This is a genomic window from Rhodococcus sp. OK519 (genome assembly GCF_003051005.1).
In the GTDB taxonomy this organism is placed as follows: Bacteria; Actinomycetota; Actinomycetes; order Mycobacteriales; family Mycobacteriaceae; genus Prescottella.
Map to the genome: position 1 here is coordinate 18,340 of NZ_QAOW01000005.1, position 15,801 is coordinate 34,140.

Here is a 15,801-nt window from a genome sequence, read left to right on the forward strand (position 1 = left end):
AAGTCAGGACGACGGGCGTGACGCTGCGATCCGGGTCAGTGCCTGCCGTACCACCTGGGGGTCCGCCGTCTCCCAGAACGGGGGCAGCGACGCGCGCAGGTAACCGCCGTAGCGGGCGGTGGCCAGACGGGAGTCGAGGATCGCCACCACCCCCTTGTCGTCGACGCTGCGCAGCAGGCGCCCCACACCCTGCGCGAGCAGCAGGGCCGCATGGTTCGCCGCCACCGACAGGAATCCGTTGCCGCCGCGCGACTCCACCGCCTGCTGACGCGCCACGAGCAGCGGATCGTCGGGGCGGGGGAAGGGGATGCGGTCGAGGATCACCAGGCTCAGCGACGGCCCGGGGACGTCGACGCCCTGCCACAGCGACAGCGTGCCGAACAGCGTCGTCGGCTCGTCCTCCGAGAACTTCTTCACGAGAGTGCCGGTCGCGTCGTCACCCTGGCACAGGATCGGCACGTCGAGGCGCTCGCGCATCTCCTCGGCGGCAGCCTTCGCGGCCCGCATCGACGAGAACAGGCCCAGAGTGCGGCCACCGGCTGCGGTCACCAGTTCTGCAATCTCGTCCATGAACGCGGGGGACAGGCCGTCCCGTCCGGGCGGCGGCAGGTGCCGGGCGATGTACATGATGCCCGCCTTCGCGTGGTCGAACGGCGATCCGACATCGAGCGAATTCCAGCGCAGCGCACCGGCATCCGACGGCGCCTCCTTGCCGGTCGCCGTCGCGGTGTCGCTGCGGGACGGCGACTCCGGCGGCAGGCCCCAGTTCACCGCGAGTCCGTCGAACGACCCGCCGACGGTGAGGGTGGCCGACGTCAGCACCACCGTCGACTCCGCGAACAGGCTCGCGCGGAGCAGCCCACCCACCGACAGCGGGGCCATCCGCACGACCCGGCGCACGTTGCCGCGATTCTCGTCGACCGACAGCCACACGACGTCCTTGCGCTTGGCCGGGTCGGGCTCGTCGAACGCGGTGAGCACGCGGACGGCGCTGTCGTGGACCTCGTCGATCGCCGACAGCGCGGAGTTGCGCGCCGCCGCGGCCTCCGGATCGGCGGCGGCCATGCCCGGCTTGGCCGGACCGATCGCGGTGCGCACGTTCCACGCGGCGTCGCGAACCGCGGCCAGCGCCAGGCCGACACCGTCGGGCAGTGCGTCCCACCGTCCTGCGGCGAGCTCTTCGAGCAGATCCGCCCACCCCTCGGCGGACGCCTCCAGTCGGTCGACGTCCTGCTCCTCGACGAGCTTGACGGCGCGGCGCGCGGCGGCACTGATCGCCGCCGACGACAGTTCCGCCGTCGCGACGCCGGTGACGCGGTCGACCAGTTCGTGTGCCTCGTCGATGACGACGACGTCGTGCTCCGGGAGGACCGCGATCCCGGAGATCGCGTCGATCGCGAGCATCGCGTGGTTGGTGACCACGACGTCGACCTGCGCGGCCTCCGCGCGGGCGCGCTCGGCGAAGCAGTCCTCGCCGACGGGGCAGCGGGACTTGCCGAGGCATTCGCGGGCACTGACGCTGACCTGCCGCCACGACTGATCGCTCACGCCGGGCACGAGATCGTCGCGGTCACCGGTCTCGGTGTCCGACGACCATTTGGTGAGGCGCTGCACCTCGCGGCCGAGCCGGGAGATCGCGAACGCGTCGAACAGCTCCGCCTCCGGCGGATCGTCCTGCGCCATCCCCGTGTGGATCTTGTTCATGCACAGGTAGTTGCCGCGGCCCTTGAGGATCGCGAACCGGGGAAGGCGTCCCAGGGCGGGCTTCAACGCCTCGGCGAGCCGGGGCATGTCGCGATCCACCAACTGGCGCTGCAGCGCGATCGTCGCGGTCGAGACGACAACGGTTCGGCCGGACTGGACGGCATGCCGGACGCTGGGGACGAGGTACGCGAGGGACTTGCCGGTACCGGTGCCGGCCTGCACCGCGAGGTGCTCGCCGGTGTCGATCGAATGCGCGACGGCGGACGCCATCGTCAACTGATTCTGGCGTTCCTTGCCGCCGAGGGAGCGGACCGCGAGCTTGAGGAGATCGGGCACGTTCGGCAGCTCACGGGGCACCGGAACAGGGTACTGCCCGCCGTCGCATCAGCCCCGGCCCGGGATCACCCGCACGATCGACGACGAAGGGTGCGATGCCCCCGCATACTGCCCGGACTGTGGTTTCCTTTCGGGTGCACTACCTATTTCCGGCATTTCGCCCGAACAGTGACACGAAAGGCCGTGGTGTTCGGGGAACCCCCACGCCAGTCGGGAGCTGACCGGCATTCAGGCGACCGTCGGCGACGACCGCTTCACCGTCACCGCCGGCAACGGCACCAGCCCGGATGCCGTCCTCGGGGTATCACTGGTCGTCGCTGCGGCACCCGTCCCCGAACCGCCGACCGACGCCTTCCTCGGATCGCTCGAGTTGCTCACTTCCGCGTTCGGCAGCTGACTTCCCGGCCGCACCGTCCGGCGGGCACTACGACTCCGGACGCAGCGGCTCCGCGGGCGCACGGGGGCGAAGTCGCAGATCGACCGGTTGCCCGTCGGACGGGAACGGCAAGGAGGTGAAGTTGAGCGGGGCGACGTAGTCGGCGTCGACGCACCACTCGAAACGCAGGAGGAGGTGGTGCATGATCGCCTTGATCTCGGCCCCGGCGAAGTGCATGCCCAGACATTTGTGGACACCGCCGCCGAACGGTTCCCAGGCGTATCGGTGCACCTTGTCCTCACGTCGGTGCGGCGCGAAGCGCTCGGGATCGAAACGCTCGGGATCGGGCCAGTACTGCGTCATGTGGTGGGTGAAATGGGGTGCGACCGCCGTATAGGTTCCCGCTGGCACGAAGTGCCCCCGGATCTGGGTGTCGCGTACCGCACGGCGCGCCATGACCGGCACCGGAGACACGATCCGCAGGCATTCCTTCATCACCAGATCGAGGCTGCCGAGTCCGTCGAGATCGGCATAGCTCGGTGCCGAGGTTCCCAGCGCGAGTGACTCTGACCGGCACCGGTCCTGCCACTGCGGATGCTGGCCCAGGTACTGCATCATCGTGGAGAGGGTGATCGTGGAGGTGTCGTGTGCCGCCATCAACAGGAAGATCATGTGGTCGACCACCTCGTCATCGCTGAAGCGTTGTCCCGCTTCGGCTTCGATGTGACAGAGCACGGAGAAGAGGTCGTCGGTCTCGCGCTCTCGCCGCGCGGGCAGGTATCGGCGGAAGAAGGCCTCGAGGACCCTGCGGCCGTCGAGTCCGCGCTTCCACCGGGTCCCCGGGACCGGGTAGCGGATCACCGAGGTCGCGGCCTGGACGCAGTCGACGAAAGCCTTTTGTACCGACGAAATTTCGTGCTCAGTGGATGCCTCCGCACCGCCCATGAAGATATCGGTGGCGAGATCGAGGGTGAGCTTCTTCAGTGCGGTGTAGGCGCGGAATCCGGGGGCGGGGGCCCACTCGTCGAGCGCCGCGTCGATTGCCGGGTTGAGGGCCTCGACGGACTTGTCGAGTCGGGAGCGGGTGAACGCCTGCTGCATGATTCGGCGGTGCCGGAGATGTCCATCGGAATCGAGAAGCATGAGACCGCCGTGGAAGAACGGGCCGATCAGCACCGACCAGCCGTCGCCGTTGGCGAACGCCCGGTCCTTGTTCTGCAGCACTTCCTGGCACGCGTCGGGGCCGAGAACGGCGATCCAGCGCCGGCCGATCATCGAGAACCAGGAGACCTCGCCGTAACGGTCCCACTGCTCCTGCATCAACGCCAGGGGGTCCCGAATGTACGCGAGGGCGTGCCCGACCACCGGCGGGCCCGCTCGTCCCGCGACCGGGCGCAACAGCGAGTGGGTAGGTGGGTCGGCCAGGAACTTGGACACGATGAACCCCCGTTCAATCTGACAGTGCATCCTGTCAGAATGGATGTAGTGTGCGTCACACGGATTGCGTCTGTCAACATCGAGCCATGACTTCTCCTGCCCCGCGCCGGTACGCCGGCCTGAGCGGCGACCAACGTGCCGCGCAGCGACGCGAACGCTTGCTCGAGGCGGGGCTGGACCTGTTCGCGGCCGCCGGACGGAGCGGCGCCACCATGACGGCCATCTGCGCGCACGCCAAGTTGACGGAGCGATACTTCTACGAAAGCTTCACCAGCAGAGACGAACTCCTGCAGACGGTCCTGGAAGGCATAGTCGCCGAAGTCCGTCAGGCCGGACTGGAGGCGCTGCACGCGAGCACCGGCACCCTGGAGCAGCGGGTCCGCAGTGCCATCGCATCGCTGGTCGCCATTCTCACCGACGATCCCCGCAAGGGGCGTTTCGCGCTGATCGAATCCGCCGCCTTCGAACCCTTGCGCACCGACAGGCGCGCAGCGCTGCGCGGCTTCGCCCGGATGGTCGCGGACGAGGCAGCCCGGATGTACGGCGACCGAGCCTGGCCGACGCTGCAGGGGGAGATCAACGGGCTGCTGTTCGTCGGCGGCTTGGCCGAACTGGTCACCGCATGGTTGAACGAAGAGATCGCCCTCACCCCGGACGAGATCGTCGACGCGGCCACGTATCAGTTCACCTCCACCGCGCATCGCTGAGACGGTCTACTCGCCTCCGACGCGATCCGGCGTGAGGGGTCAATGCTCGTCGTCGGACCGGCCGGAAACTCCACCCACCAGCTCGACACCGGCCGCGTCGAGTTCCGTGAGCGCGGCCGCCACGGTGACGGGGGAGACGCCCGCGGTGAAGGGGAGCAGCACCCGTGTGCGGAAGCCCTCGCCGGTGGCGTCGAGGGCGGTCGCCCGCACGCAGTGGTCGGTCGCGATGCCGACCACGTCGACGGCGTCGATGTCGCGTCGGCGCAGCCAGTCGGCGAGGGGCTCGCCCGACCGGGACGTGCCCTCGAAGCCCGAGTAGGCGGCGCTGTACTCACCTTTCGAGAACATCTCCTCGATGGGCTCGGTGTCGAGCGCCGGGTGGAACTCGGCCCCCGGTGTCCCGGCCACGCAGTGCGGCGGCCAGGTGTCGACGTAGTCCGGGTCGTCGGAGAAGTGGGTGCCGGGATCGACGTGGTGATCCCGCGTGGCGACGATCGCCACATACCCCTGCCCGGACAGGAGTGCGTTGATCTCGGCGGCGACCGTCGCGCCACCCGCCACGGCGAGCGATCCGCCCTCGCAGAAGTCGTTCTGGACGTCGGTGACGATCAGTGCACGTCCGGTCACGGTGGCCACCCCTCTCCGCTGGTCGTGGGTTCGGCCGATGCAACGAATCGAGTCGGCACGGCCGGATCGCCGTGCGAGAGCTTGAGACCCTCCCACGGCAGGCTCACGAGATTGCGGGCGAGGAAGGCGCGACTGTCGGCCAGCGTCGGCAGGTTGTCGGCGACGTCGCCTCCGCGCACCATCGGCATCAGCAACTCTCGCGCCTCGAGTTCGCCCATCTCCGGGGCCGGCGCGCCCGCCCGGTACAGCACTTCCTCGACAACGGTGCCCGACGGCCGACTCAGGCGCACCGCGCGCTTGGTGCCACCGCGTGACTGCTTGTGGCTGCTGCGCTTCTCGACCGGGACGCCGTCGACCTCGACGAGCTTGTAGACCATGCCCGCGGTGGGGGCGCCGGATCCCGTCACCAGCGACGTCCCGACGCCGTACACGTCGACGGGCTCGGCACGCAGGGCGGCGATCGCATACTCGTCGAGGTCTCCCGACACGACGATCCTGGTTCCCGTCGCTCCGAGACCGTCCAACTGCTCGCGTACCTGCCGCGCGAGCACTCCCAGATCGCCCGAGTCGATCCGCACGCCGCCGAGGTCGGTGCCGGCCGCGGCCACCGCGTTCTCTACGCCGCGGGTGATGTCGTACGTGTCCACGAGCAGCGTCGTGGCGACCCCGAGCGCTGCGACCTGAGATCGGAACGCGGCCACCTCGTCGGGGACGCCGTCCTTCGTGTGCAGCAGCGTGAAGGCGTGTGCGCTCGTGCCCGCGCCCGGGACGCCGTGCCGGCGCACAGCCTCGAGGTTCGAGGTGGCGTCGAACCCCGCGAGGTACGCCGCGCGGGCGCACGCCACCGCGGATTCCTCGTGCGCCCGTCGCGAGCCCATCTCGATCATCCGACGTCCGCCACCGGCGCTGACCATGCGCGCCGCGGCCGAGGCGATCGCACTGTCGTGGTTGAGGATCGACAACACGAGCGTCTCGAGTAGGACACATTCGGCGAATGTCCCCCGCACCGACAGGATCGGGGAGCCGGGGAAGTAGAGATCGCCTTCGCGATAACCGTCGATGTCGCCCGTGAAACGGAAGTCCCGCAGCCAGCGCACCGTCGCGTCGTTCAGGAAGTGGGAGACGACCGAGAGCTCCGCTTCGCCGAAGTGGAAGCGCGACAACGCGTCCGCGATGCGCCCCATGCCGGCGACCACACCGTACCGGCGTCCGTCGGGTAGTCGGCGGGCGAACACCTCGAAGCTGCAGCGCCGGTGTGCGGAGCCGTCCGCGAGCGCCGCTTCGATCATCGTCAACTCGTATTGGTCGGTCAGGAGCGCAGTGCTGGGCCCGCCGAGCGCGGGAACGGTTGCCACGTGGCCAACTCTACGATTCGGGCGTCGGGCGCGGGTGTCGGGTTCGATGACCACGCCGTACCCTGGACGCATGGCGCCGTGTTCCACAATGACGACTCTCCCGACCGCAGTCCCTGTCGGCAAGATGCCCGCTGCGGCACCCCAGGTCTCGCCCGCGGAGGCGGAGATCGAGGAGACGGCCGAGGCGCAGGACCGTCCGTGGGTGACCGTCGTCTGGGACGACCCGGTCAATCTCATGCACTACGTGACGTACATCTTTCAGAAGCTTTTCGGCTACAGCAAAGCGAAGGCGACGGATCTGATGATGCAGGTTCACAAAGAGGGCAAAGCGGTCGTATCCAGCGGTTCTCGCGATAAGGTCGAGGGCGACGTGCGGAAGCTGCATGCGGCCGGCCTGTGGGCAACGATGCAGCGCGACAGCAGCTAGACCTCCATCCATCGACCTCTCTCGACCGTAAGGATCCCGGGTACAGACGTGCGGACTTGGACCAGGAAGAACTCACTCGGCGGCCTGAAGCTGCGTTCGGAGTTGGACGCGCACGAGGCGGCGGTGCTGAGGTCCCTGGTGACCTCGGTGTCCGGACTCCTCGAGGAGCGTGCGGCATCGGCGCCGACCGACGAACTCGCCGCCCTCACCGGCCTGCGGACCGGTAACTCCGAGGCGCCCTCGGACGACGTTCTCGCTCGGTTGCTTCCGGACTTCCAACGCGCCGACCCTGACAAGCCGGACAACGACACGGAACGGGGCAACGTCAACGGGGCGCTCCGCAGCCTCCACGAGCCCGACATCATCGACGACAAGCTCGCGGCGGGATCGGTCATCCTGCAGACCGTGCCCGCCGAGGGCGGGAAGGTCGTCCTCACGCCCGAGCAGGCGGACGCCTGGCTGTCCGGGCTCAACGACGTGCGCCTCGCGCTCGGCACGAACCTCGGTATCGACGCCGACACTCCCGACGAGGTGGATCCGGAGGATCCGCGAGCCCCGCACTACGACGTCTACCACTGGCTGACGTGGATGCAGGACTCCCTCGTGCAGGCATTGGTTTCGTGACGGCGCCCGGTACGTCGGTCCGGATCGGACCGACGGATTCGCTGTGCGACGTCGAGGGGGTCCTCGTCGGCCACGATTACGTGCTCGACGCGGACGCGACTCTCGGCGACGGAGCGGCATCGGGCTGCACCGTCGTCCTCGCGCCGTCGGGCGCGACGGCCGGTGTCGACGTGCGCGGCGGCGGCCCGGGTACCCGGGAGACCGACCTGCTCGACCCCAGCCATTCCGTGCAGCAGGTGCATGCGGTGCTGCTGTCGGGCGGTAGCGCGTACGGTCTGGCCGCGGCCGACGGTGTCATGCGGTGGCTCGAGGAACACGACTACGGCATCCCGATGGGGGCGCCCGGACAGGTGGTCCCGATCGTGCCCGGAGCGGTCGTCTTCGACCTGCCGGTCGGCGACTGGCGCATCCGGCCGACTGCGGAATTCGGCTACCGCGCTGCGGACCGCGCGTCCACGACAGTCGCGACGGGTTGCGTCGGTGGGGGCACCGGCGCGCGTGCCGGGGTGCTGAAGGGCGGTGTCGGCACCGCGAGCGCGGTCATCGAAGGTGGCCCGGCCCACGGCATCACGGTGTCGGCGCTCATGGTCGCCAATCCGGTCGGTTCCGTGTGGGATCCCGAGACGGGTCTGCCATGGGGTCTGTCGCTCGCGGACGCCGAAAGGCGCGGCATGAGATTGCCCTCGTCCGAGGAACTCGCGGCGGCGAACGCCCTCGCGGAGAAGGCCACGGTGCTCAACACCACGATCGGCGTGGTCGCCACCGACGCAAAACTGTCGAAGGCGTCCTGCCGTCGGGTCGCGGTCGCCGGGCACGACGGCATGGCGCGTGCGATCCGGCCCGCGCACTCTCCGCTGGACGGCGACACGATCTTCGCGCTCGCGACCGGTACGCACGAGACCCCGTTGCCGGACGGCGTCCCTGCAGCCTTCCCCGCGGAACTGCCGATCCTCGACGCGGTGTGCACCGCGGCCGCGCAGTGCGTCGAACGAGCGATCGTCGATGCGATCCTCGCCGCCACCACCGTCGCCGGAATCCCCAGCTACCGGGACGTGTTCCCGTCGGCGTTCGGTTCCTGAGGAGATCCGAACGCAGACGGGATCAGGCCGTCGAGATCCGCGACGACCGCGGGACGGGAATCGGAATCGCGGAGAGCAGTTGCCGGGTGTACTCCTGGCGCGGATTCGCAAAGACGTCGTTCACGGGGCCCTCCTCGACGATCGTGCCCGCCGACATGACGGCGACGCGGTCCGCGATCACCTCGACGAGCGCCAGGTCGTGGGTGATGAACAGGTAGGACAGTCCGAGTTCGTCCTGCAGTTCCTGCATCAAGTTGAGCACCTGCGCCTGCACCGAAACGTCGAGTGCGGCGACCGGTTCGTCACACACGATCAGCGCGGGTTCGACGGTGAGCGCCCGAGCGATCGCCACCCGCTGCAACTGGCCGCCGGAGAGTTCCGCGGGGAACCGCTCCAGATAACGCCCGCCGATCCCGACCCTGTCGAGGAGCGCGGCGGCGCGCCGATCCCGATCGGCCCGGCCCAATCGCTGATGAATGGCCAGGGGCTCGGCGACGGCCTCGGCGATGCTCATCCGCGGATCGAGGGCACTGAAAGGGTCTTGGAAGATCATCTGCATGCGGCGTCGGAGTCCACGAAGCTCGCGGCTTCCCAACGCACGGACGTCCACGCCGTCGAACCGAATCGTGCCTGCATCGGGTTCGATGAGACGCAGGACCAGTCGGCCGACGGTCGACTTGCCGGCCCCCGATTCGCCGACGAGTGCGAGTGAGCGCCCGGCCTCGATCGTGAACGCGACGTCGTGAACGGCAGGTGCGGCGGCCTTGCGAGTCCCGACCAATCCACGACGTCCGCCGAACGATTTCCGCAGGCCTGTGACTTCCAACAGTGCGGTCACGGGCGGACCACCCCTTCCAATACCAGTTCCTGTACTCGCGAGCACCGCACGGCCCGGCCGTCGGCACGTGCCGCCGTCGCCGGATGTCGGGCATCACAGACACCGGCGAGCGCGTGCGGGCAGCGGGCCTCGAACCGGCAGCCCTCCGACCATTCACCGGGCGCGGGAATCCGTCCCGCGATCGTGCGCAGGAGCCGCCCGTTGCCGACTGCTGGGATCGATCCCAGCAGTCCGGAGGTGTACGGGTGGAGTGGATCGAAGAACACCTCCTCGCACGTTCCCTGCTCGGCGACCTCGCCGGCGTACATCACGACGACCCGGTCCGCGATTTCGGCGACCACGCCCAGATCGTGGCTGATGAACAGGACCGAAACGCCGGTCCGTTCCTGGATCTCGCGGAGCAACTGCAGAATGCGAGCCTGGACCGTCACATCGAGCGCCGTCGTAGGTTCATCGGCGATGATCATCTGTGGGTCGCACGCCACCGCAGAGGCGATCATGATCCGCTGGGCCATACCGCCACTGAACGTGTGCGGATATTCCTGTGCGCGCCGGGCGGCGTCGGGGATGTGCACCATCTCGAGCATCTCGACGGCGCGGGCCCACGCGGCCTTTCGCCCCAGCCCGAGGTGCGCCCGAACGTTCTCGGCGATCTGTTCGCCCACCGTGTACGCCGGGTTGAGGCTGCGGATCGGCTGCTGAAAGATCATGCCGACGTGATTACCTCGGACCGCGCGCAGCTCCCGCTCGGGCAGACCCACCAGCTCGCGGCCGTCGAGTCGGATCGACCCGCCCGCTATTCGGCCCCCACGTCGTTCGGTGAGTCCGAGGACCGCCATCGCCGTGACAGTTTTTCCCGAACCGGATTCGCCGACGAGGGCCACCGTCTCCCCGCGCCCGACCTCCAGCGACACGTCCTGGACGGCAGGCACCCAACGGCCGCTCTGGTCGAACTCGACCGTGAGACCGCGAACCTCGAGTAGCGGTTGCGCGGTCGGTACGTCACGCATGTGAACCTCCTGATCTCCGGCGGCCGAGCGCCGCTTGCAGACCCTCGCCGACGAACGCGAACGCGAGAACGGTGAGGAAGATCATCACTCCCGGTGGCCACACCAGGTAGGGGGCGACCGAGATGGTTTGGCTGGCCGTCGTCAGCATCGAACCCCAACTGGCCGTGGGTGGTTGGACGCCCAGGCCGAGGAAGCTGAGGCTGGCCTCCGCGCTCACTCCGATACCCAGGGCGACCGACATCTGGACGATCACAGACGGCAGGACGTTCGGCAGAATGTGCCGGAGGACGGTGCGGGGACCCGAGCAGCCCAGCGCCGTCGCAGCCTCGATGTAGGTCTCCTGACGGACATCCTGGGTTGCGGCGCGCGCGACCCGGAAGAACGGGGGCGCGAGAATTACACCGACCGCGATCATCGCATTGGTCAGTCCTGGGCCGAGGATCGCGACGAGCGTCAGTGCGAGGATCAGCCCGGGCACGCTCATCAAACCGTCGTACGCCCGTGCCAGGAACGTGTCGATTCGACCGCCGCGGAACCCCGCGAACACGCCCGCCGGCAGGCCGAGGACAAGCCCGACGCACACCGCGATCGCGGCGGCGCGCAACGATACCTGGGCGCCGAAGATCAAACGGCTCAAAACATCTCGACCGAAATCGTCGGTGCCGAGCCAGTGGGTTCCGTTCGGTGATTGCAGCCGCCCCAGGAGGTCCTGAGCATCGGGGGAGAAGGGCGCGAGCGCGGGCGCGAACACGGCGACGGCACCCAACAGGAGCAGGAATGCCGACGCGACAACGGCAAGTCGGCGGGACGTGAACGCCGCGACGAAGGCACGCACCGGACCGGCGCGGCGCCGGACGATCGGGGTGGCCGGGGCTTCGTGAACGGTTGTCATGCGCGCACCTTCGGGTTGAAGTAGCCGTAGGAAATGTCGACGAGCAGATTGACGACGAGCACGATCGCGGTGGTGAGTACGACCAGGCCGAGAAGCACCGGGATGTCCCGGCCGAGGACGCTGTTGACTGCCAGGGTGCCCAGACCTGCCAGCCCGAATACCGTTTCGATCGCGACCGTGCCGCCGATCATTTGAGCGAAGCGAGAACCGAGGACTGTGACGACGGGCACCGCGGCGTTCTTCGCTGCATGCTTGATCCTGACCTGGGTGACGCTGAGTCCCTTGGCTTCCGCGTTGAGGATGTAATCGCGGCCGAGCACGTCCGCGAGGGAGGTCTTCAATTGCAGGGCCACCTCCGCCATCGGCAGCATCGCCAGGGCGATCGCGGGGAGTATGAGGTGTGAGATCCACGGCCCGAACCCGTCGGCGAGTGGTTCGTAGCCCAGCGCCGGCAACCAGCCCAGATTGACGGCCAGGACCACGACCAGTATCAAACCGAGCCAGAAGGGCGGCACCGCGATCGCGGCCGAGGCGAGGGCGGTGATCACCCGGTCCACCCACGCCCCCGGGCGTGCGGCGGCGGCGAGTCCCGCCAGCGGGCCGATGACGAGCGTGAGGATCATGGCCACCAGTACGAGCGACATCGTCACGGACAGTCGGTCGCCCACCATCTCGGCGACCGACTGTCCGTTGACGAACGACTGACCGAGATCACCCTGTACGGCGTGGGCCAACCACGACGCGTATCGCTCGGGCAAGGAGTCGTCGAGGCGGAGTTGCTCGCGGATCTGCTCGACCTGCGCCGGCGTGGGATTCTCGCCGGCCAAGGTGACGGCCGGATCGCCGGGTGCAAGATCGATCAGGACGAAGACCACGAACGAGACGACCAAGAGCAGGGGAATCGCCATCAGAAGGCGACGTGCTGCGAACCGGAGCAACGTGTGTTCTCCCTTCAGAAGTGGACGGGCGGTGCGATGGCGACGGTCAGCCGACGACCGCGAGGGTCCGCAGGTTCGGGAACCCGGATCGGATCCACGGCAGCGTGTCGACGTTGGTGACGCTCTTCGACTTCGCCCAGACCTGCTCGCTGCGCAGAATCGGCACCCAGTTCGCGTCGTCGGCCAGAATCTGCCAGATCTGGTCGTACAGCGCGGCGCGCTCGGCCTCGGATTTACGCGGGTCGGCGGCGTCCCGGGAGAGTGCCTGAACCGTGTCGTTGCCGGCCGCGATCTTGTAGCCCGCGGTCACATAGTTGGTCACTGTTCCTGCCGGATCTGGCTGCGGCTGAACACTGTTGGCCTGAGATTGCAGGTCTCCGGCCATGAAAGCGCCGTCGATCTGGGCCTGCGGCAGCATCTCGACGGTCGCGTCGATCCCGACTGCCTCGAGTTGCGCCTGAACGGCCTCGGCAACCACCTGGTTGGTGGACCCGGCCGCGGCACTGATCGTCACGGCCGCTCCTCCCGCGCGAGCCACGAGATCTTTCGCCTTGGCGGCATCGAACAGGTACGGATTCGCCAGGCTGTCGCTGTGGGCCCAGAATCCCTCCGGATAGAACTGATCGGCCACACGCGCATTGCCCGAGAAGAGCCCCTTGACGAGGGCGTCCTTGTCGATCGCGTGCCCGATCGCCTGACGCACCTCGGGTTTGGTGAGATCTCCGCGGGCCGAATTGAACAGCAGCCCCTGGATCGAGAGCTGGGGGACGGTGTCGCCCGCGATCGCACCCTGGGTGACGAGCGCCTTCGCCTCCTGCACGGGCGTGGAGCCGGCGATCTGCGCCAGGTCGAGGGCGCCGGTCCGGACGCCGTTGAGCCGGGCGGCGGTGTCCGCGCTGTACTGGATCTTCATGCTCTGCAGGAAGCCGGCGTCCTGATCCCAGTAGTCGGCGGCCTTCTCGAAGTCGACCTGGACGCCGGGGTTGACCTTGGTCGGCAGGTACGCGCCCGATCCGGCGGTGCCCGGGTTCGTGGCCAGTTCGGACGCACGCTCGGTCAGTGCCTTCGGGCTCACCATCATGCCCGCATTCAGCGCGAACTGGGCCGGCAACGACGCGCCCTGGCCGGGTTCGAGCATCAACCGCACCGCAGTGGGGCTGACGACGTCGACGGCGGTGATCGGTGCGAGCTGCGCAGCGATCGTGCTGCCGGGCATCGACTTGCCGCGCTCGATGTTTGTCTTGACGGCACCGGCGTCGAACACCGTTCCGTCGTGGAACTTCACGTCGTCGCGCAGCGTGAGGTCCAGCGAGGATCCGTCCGGCGCGAACGTCCATGCGGTCGCGAGCATGGGTTTGACGTTGTAATCGGCGTCGAGCTGGGTGAGGGCGTCGTAGATCAGGAACGTGTACACGTTCTGCCCGATGTTGTTCTGCAGTGCCGGGTCGAGGATCGTCGAGGGAGACGGCACGGACACCGTGAGTGCCGCGGTTCGGTCGTACTCTCCGCTCCCGGCCGTGGTGGACCCGCTCGTGGCGGAGGAACTGCCGCTGCCGCACGCTGTGGCCGTCATGGCCGTACCGGCGAGTGCGACGGCCAGGAGGCGTCGAGCTCGGTGCCTGCGCTGAGTCATGCTTCTACCCCTGACAGGTGTGAGTAGGGAATGGGGCAGCGAGAAATACACCGGGCGTGGCCTATTCGGATCGCCGGCTCTGCTGCGTTCTGTATGACGCGGATCACAACATAGGCGGCACCGCTGTTGCTGTCAATCAATTGATTGGCTGGGGATTGATCGGTTGATTGGGTTTGGCGGGTGGGTTGCGCCACACGGGCATTCGTCGATCGATACCGCCGCATCGATCGGTAGGCTCGATGTGACGTCGGACGCGCATCGGAGGAGTTGGCCAGTGGACAGCGCAGGGAATCGATCCGCGGTGATACCGAGCGCGCCGCGCCCTCTGTGGCAGCGGGCCGCGATGACTATCGGCGGGTTCGCGGTTGTTCTGTACGTCCTCGAGGCGTTCGACACGATCGCCCGAGACAATCCGTTGGACCAGTGGGGGATCGAACCCCGCACCCTCGACGGGTTGTGGGGAATCCTGTTCGCGCCCGTGCTGCATTTCGGGTGGGGACACCTGCTGGCCAACACGGTGCCGTTCCTGATTCTCGGGTTCCTGGTGCTGATGTCGGGCATCGGCCGGGGGCTCGCGGCGACCGGCATCATCTGGGTGATCGGCGGCGTCGGCACGTGGTTGACCGGTGGCGTCGGGGCGCACGCCGGTGCGTCCGTCCTGATCTTCGGCTGGCTCACGTTCCTGCTGGTGCAGGGCATCTTCACGCGTAGTTTCGGGCAGATCGTGCTCGGCGTCGTGGTGCTGTTCGTCTACGGCGGCATGCTGTGGGGCGTGCTGCCCGGGCAGTACGGGATCTCGTGGCAGGGCCACCTGTTCGGGGCGATCGGTGGTGTCGCGGCAGCCTGGGTGCTGTCGGCCGACACCCGGCGGAAGGGCGATTCGGCGTCGCCGACGATCGGTTCCATCGGGACGACGCGACCGCTTCGCTGACTCGATCGTCACACCGTTCGCGGCGGTATCGGCGCATCACAATCCGGCGTCGGATGTGAGTTGACGCCACCGAAACGGCCCGAAGCTTTTTGAGAGCGCGGTCGTCGTGGCAGCATAGTTTGCATGCGCATTACGGTCCTGGGATGTTCGGGCAGCGTCTCCGGACCCGACTCGGCTGCTTCGGGTTACTTGTTGACTGCTCCGGGCACCCCGCCGGTCGTCATGGATTTCGGACCCGGCGTGCTCGGCGCCCTGCAGAAGCATGCTGATCCCGGCGAGGCCACGATCCTGCTCTCACACCTCCACGCGGATCACTGCCTCGACATGCCCGGTCTGCTGGTGTGGCGGCGCTACCACCCGAAACCGCCCAGCGGGCGTGCCCTCGTCTACGGACCGACGGACAGTGCGTGCCGCATCGGGGTCGCATCCGCCGAGTGCGGCGGGGAACTCGACGACATCTCCGACACCATCGACCTGCGTAGCTGGTCGGACGGGCACGTCGCCGCGATCGGCGAACTCACGGTCCAGGCCTACCGTGTGAACCATCCGCCGGAGTCCTACGGCTTCCGCGTCACCAGCCAGACCGGCCGCGTGCTCGCGTACACGGGCGATACCGGCATGTGCGACGCCGTCGTCGACCTCGCCCGCGGCGCGGACGTGCTTCTGTCGGAAGCGTCGTGGACACACAGCGTGGACCGACCCGAGGGCATCCACCTGTCCGGCACCGAGGCCGGCCGGGTCGCGACACGCGCCGGGGTGGGCGAACTGCTCCTCACCCACATCCCGCCGTGGACGTCCCGCGAGGATGTGATCGCGGAGGCGAAGGCGGAATTCTCGGGCCCCGTGCACGCGGTATCCGCCGGGGATGTCTACACCGTCTGACACCA

15 protein-coding genes are annotated in these 15,801 nt (G+C 68.3%); 6 read left to right on the plus strand and 9 right to left on the minus strand.

Annotated elements, in window-relative coordinates:
* Nucleotides 1–3: 3 nt before the first annotated feature.
* Complete coding sequence (locus C8K36_RS14500) at nt 4–2,061, minus strand: ATP-dependent DNA helicase (RefSeq protein WP_107985227.1); 2,058 nt, start codon at nt 2,059–2,061, stop codon at nt 4–6.
* Nucleotides 2,062–2,464: 403 nt separating this feature from the next.
* Complete coding sequence (locus tag C8K36_RS14510; protein ID WP_181319562.1) at nt 2,465–3,853, minus strand: cytochrome P450; 1,389 nt, start codon at nt 3,851–3,853, stop codon at nt 2,465–2,467.
* An 86-nt stretch (nt 3,854–3,939) separates the two neighbouring features.
* Between C8K36_RS14510 and C8K36_RS14515 the strand changes: the two genes are divergently transcribed.
* Nucleotides 3,940–4,560, plus strand: a complete 621-nt coding sequence (locus tag C8K36_RS14515) for a TetR/AcrR family transcriptional regulator (RefSeq protein WP_107985230.1) — start codon at nt 3,940–3,942, stop codon at nt 4,558–4,560.
* A gap of 39 nt (nt 4,561–4,599) precedes the next feature.
* Here C8K36_RS14515 and C8K36_RS14520 read toward each other — a convergent pair whose 3' ends face one another.
* Together C8K36_RS14520 and C8K36_RS14525 are read right to left on the minus strand one after the other, a co-directional pair.
* Nucleotides 4,600–5,187, minus strand: coding sequence for an isochorismatase family protein (locus tag C8K36_RS14520; protein WP_107985506.1), 588 nt, complete (start codon nt 5,185–5,187; stop codon nt 4,600–4,602).
* Complete coding sequence (locus tag C8K36_RS14525; RefSeq protein WP_258195425.1) at nt 5,184–6,542, minus strand: nicotinate phosphoribosyltransferase; 1,359 nt, start codon at nt 6,540–6,542, stop codon at nt 5,184–5,186. The genes C8K36_RS14520 and C8K36_RS14525 overlap by 4 nt, the downstream gene beginning before the upstream one ends.
* Before the next feature lie 70 nt (nt 6,543–6,612).
* Here C8K36_RS14525 and clpS point away from each other — a divergent pair, with 70 nt between their 5' ends.
* From clpS to C8K36_RS14540, 3 genes are read left to right on the plus strand one after another with little or no spacing between them, the layout of a single operon-like run.
* Entirely contained in the window at nt 6,613–6,969 is a 357-nt protein-coding gene (gene clpS, locus C8K36_RS14530) for an ATP-dependent Clp protease adapter ClpS (protein ID WP_107985231.1), read from the plus strand.
* A 48-nt stretch (nt 6,970–7,017) separates the two neighbouring features.
* Nucleotides 7,018–7,593 (plus strand): DUF2017 domain-containing protein, encoded by a 576-nt coding sequence (locus tag C8K36_RS14535; RefSeq protein WP_107985232.1) that lies wholly within the window; start codon nt 7,018–7,020, stop codon nt 7,591–7,593.
* On the plus strand, nt 7,590–8,672 hold the full coding sequence (locus tag C8K36_RS14540) for a P1 family peptidase (protein WP_107985233.1): 1,083 nt from the start codon (nt 7,590–7,592) through the stop codon (nt 8,670–8,672). The genes C8K36_RS14535 and C8K36_RS14540 overlap by 4 nt, the downstream gene beginning before the upstream one ends.
* A gap of 22 nt (nt 8,673–8,694) precedes the next feature.
* Here C8K36_RS14540 and C8K36_RS14545 read toward each other — a convergent pair whose 3' ends face one another.
* Genes C8K36_RS14545 through C8K36_RS14565 form a run of 5 tightly spaced genes read right to left on the minus strand, consistent with a single transcriptional unit; the run spans nt 8,695 to nt 13,983 of the window.
* Nucleotides 8,695–9,510: an ATP-binding cassette domain-containing protein gene (locus C8K36_RS14545; protein WP_107985234.1), complete on the minus strand. Its 816-nt coding sequence runs from the start codon at nt 9,508–9,510 to the stop codon at nt 8,695–8,697.
* Nucleotides 9,507–10,520: an ABC transporter ATP-binding protein gene (locus tag C8K36_RS14550; protein ID WP_107985235.1), complete on the minus strand. Its 1,014-nt coding sequence runs from the start codon at nt 10,518–10,520 to the stop codon at nt 9,507–9,509. The genes C8K36_RS14545 and C8K36_RS14550 overlap by 4 nt, the downstream gene beginning before the upstream one ends.
* Nucleotides 10,513–11,412, minus strand: a complete 900-nt coding sequence (locus C8K36_RS14555; protein WP_107985236.1) for an ABC transporter permease — start codon at nt 11,410–11,412, stop codon at nt 10,513–10,515. The genes C8K36_RS14550 and C8K36_RS14555 overlap by 8 nt, the downstream gene beginning before the upstream one ends.
* Nucleotides 11,409–12,350 (minus strand): ABC transporter permease, encoded by a 942-nt coding sequence (locus C8K36_RS14560; RefSeq protein WP_107985237.1) that lies wholly within the window; start codon nt 12,348–12,350, stop codon nt 11,409–11,411. Before C8K36_RS14560 ends, C8K36_RS14555 begins: the two co-directional genes overlap by 4 nt.
* Nucleotides 12,351–12,396: 46 nt before the next feature.
* Complete coding sequence (locus C8K36_RS14565; RefSeq protein WP_107985238.1) at nt 12,397–13,983, minus strand: ABC transporter substrate-binding protein; 1,587 nt, start codon at nt 13,981–13,983, stop codon at nt 12,397–12,399.
* Nucleotides 13,984–14,326: 343 nt separating this feature from the next.
* Between C8K36_RS14565 and C8K36_RS14570 the strand changes: the two genes are divergently transcribed.
* Nucleotides 14,327–14,914 (plus strand): rhomboid family intramembrane serine protease, encoded by a 588-nt coding sequence (locus C8K36_RS14570; protein WP_107985239.1) that lies wholly within the window; start codon nt 14,327–14,329, stop codon nt 14,912–14,914.
* Between the two features lie 123 nt (nt 14,915–15,037).
* On the plus strand, nt 15,038–15,796 hold the full coding sequence (locus C8K36_RS14575; RefSeq protein WP_107985240.1) for a cyclic nucleotide-degrading phosphodiesterase: 759 nt from the start codon (nt 15,038–15,040) through the stop codon (nt 15,794–15,796).
* Nucleotides 15,797–15,801: the final 5 nt, after the last annotated feature.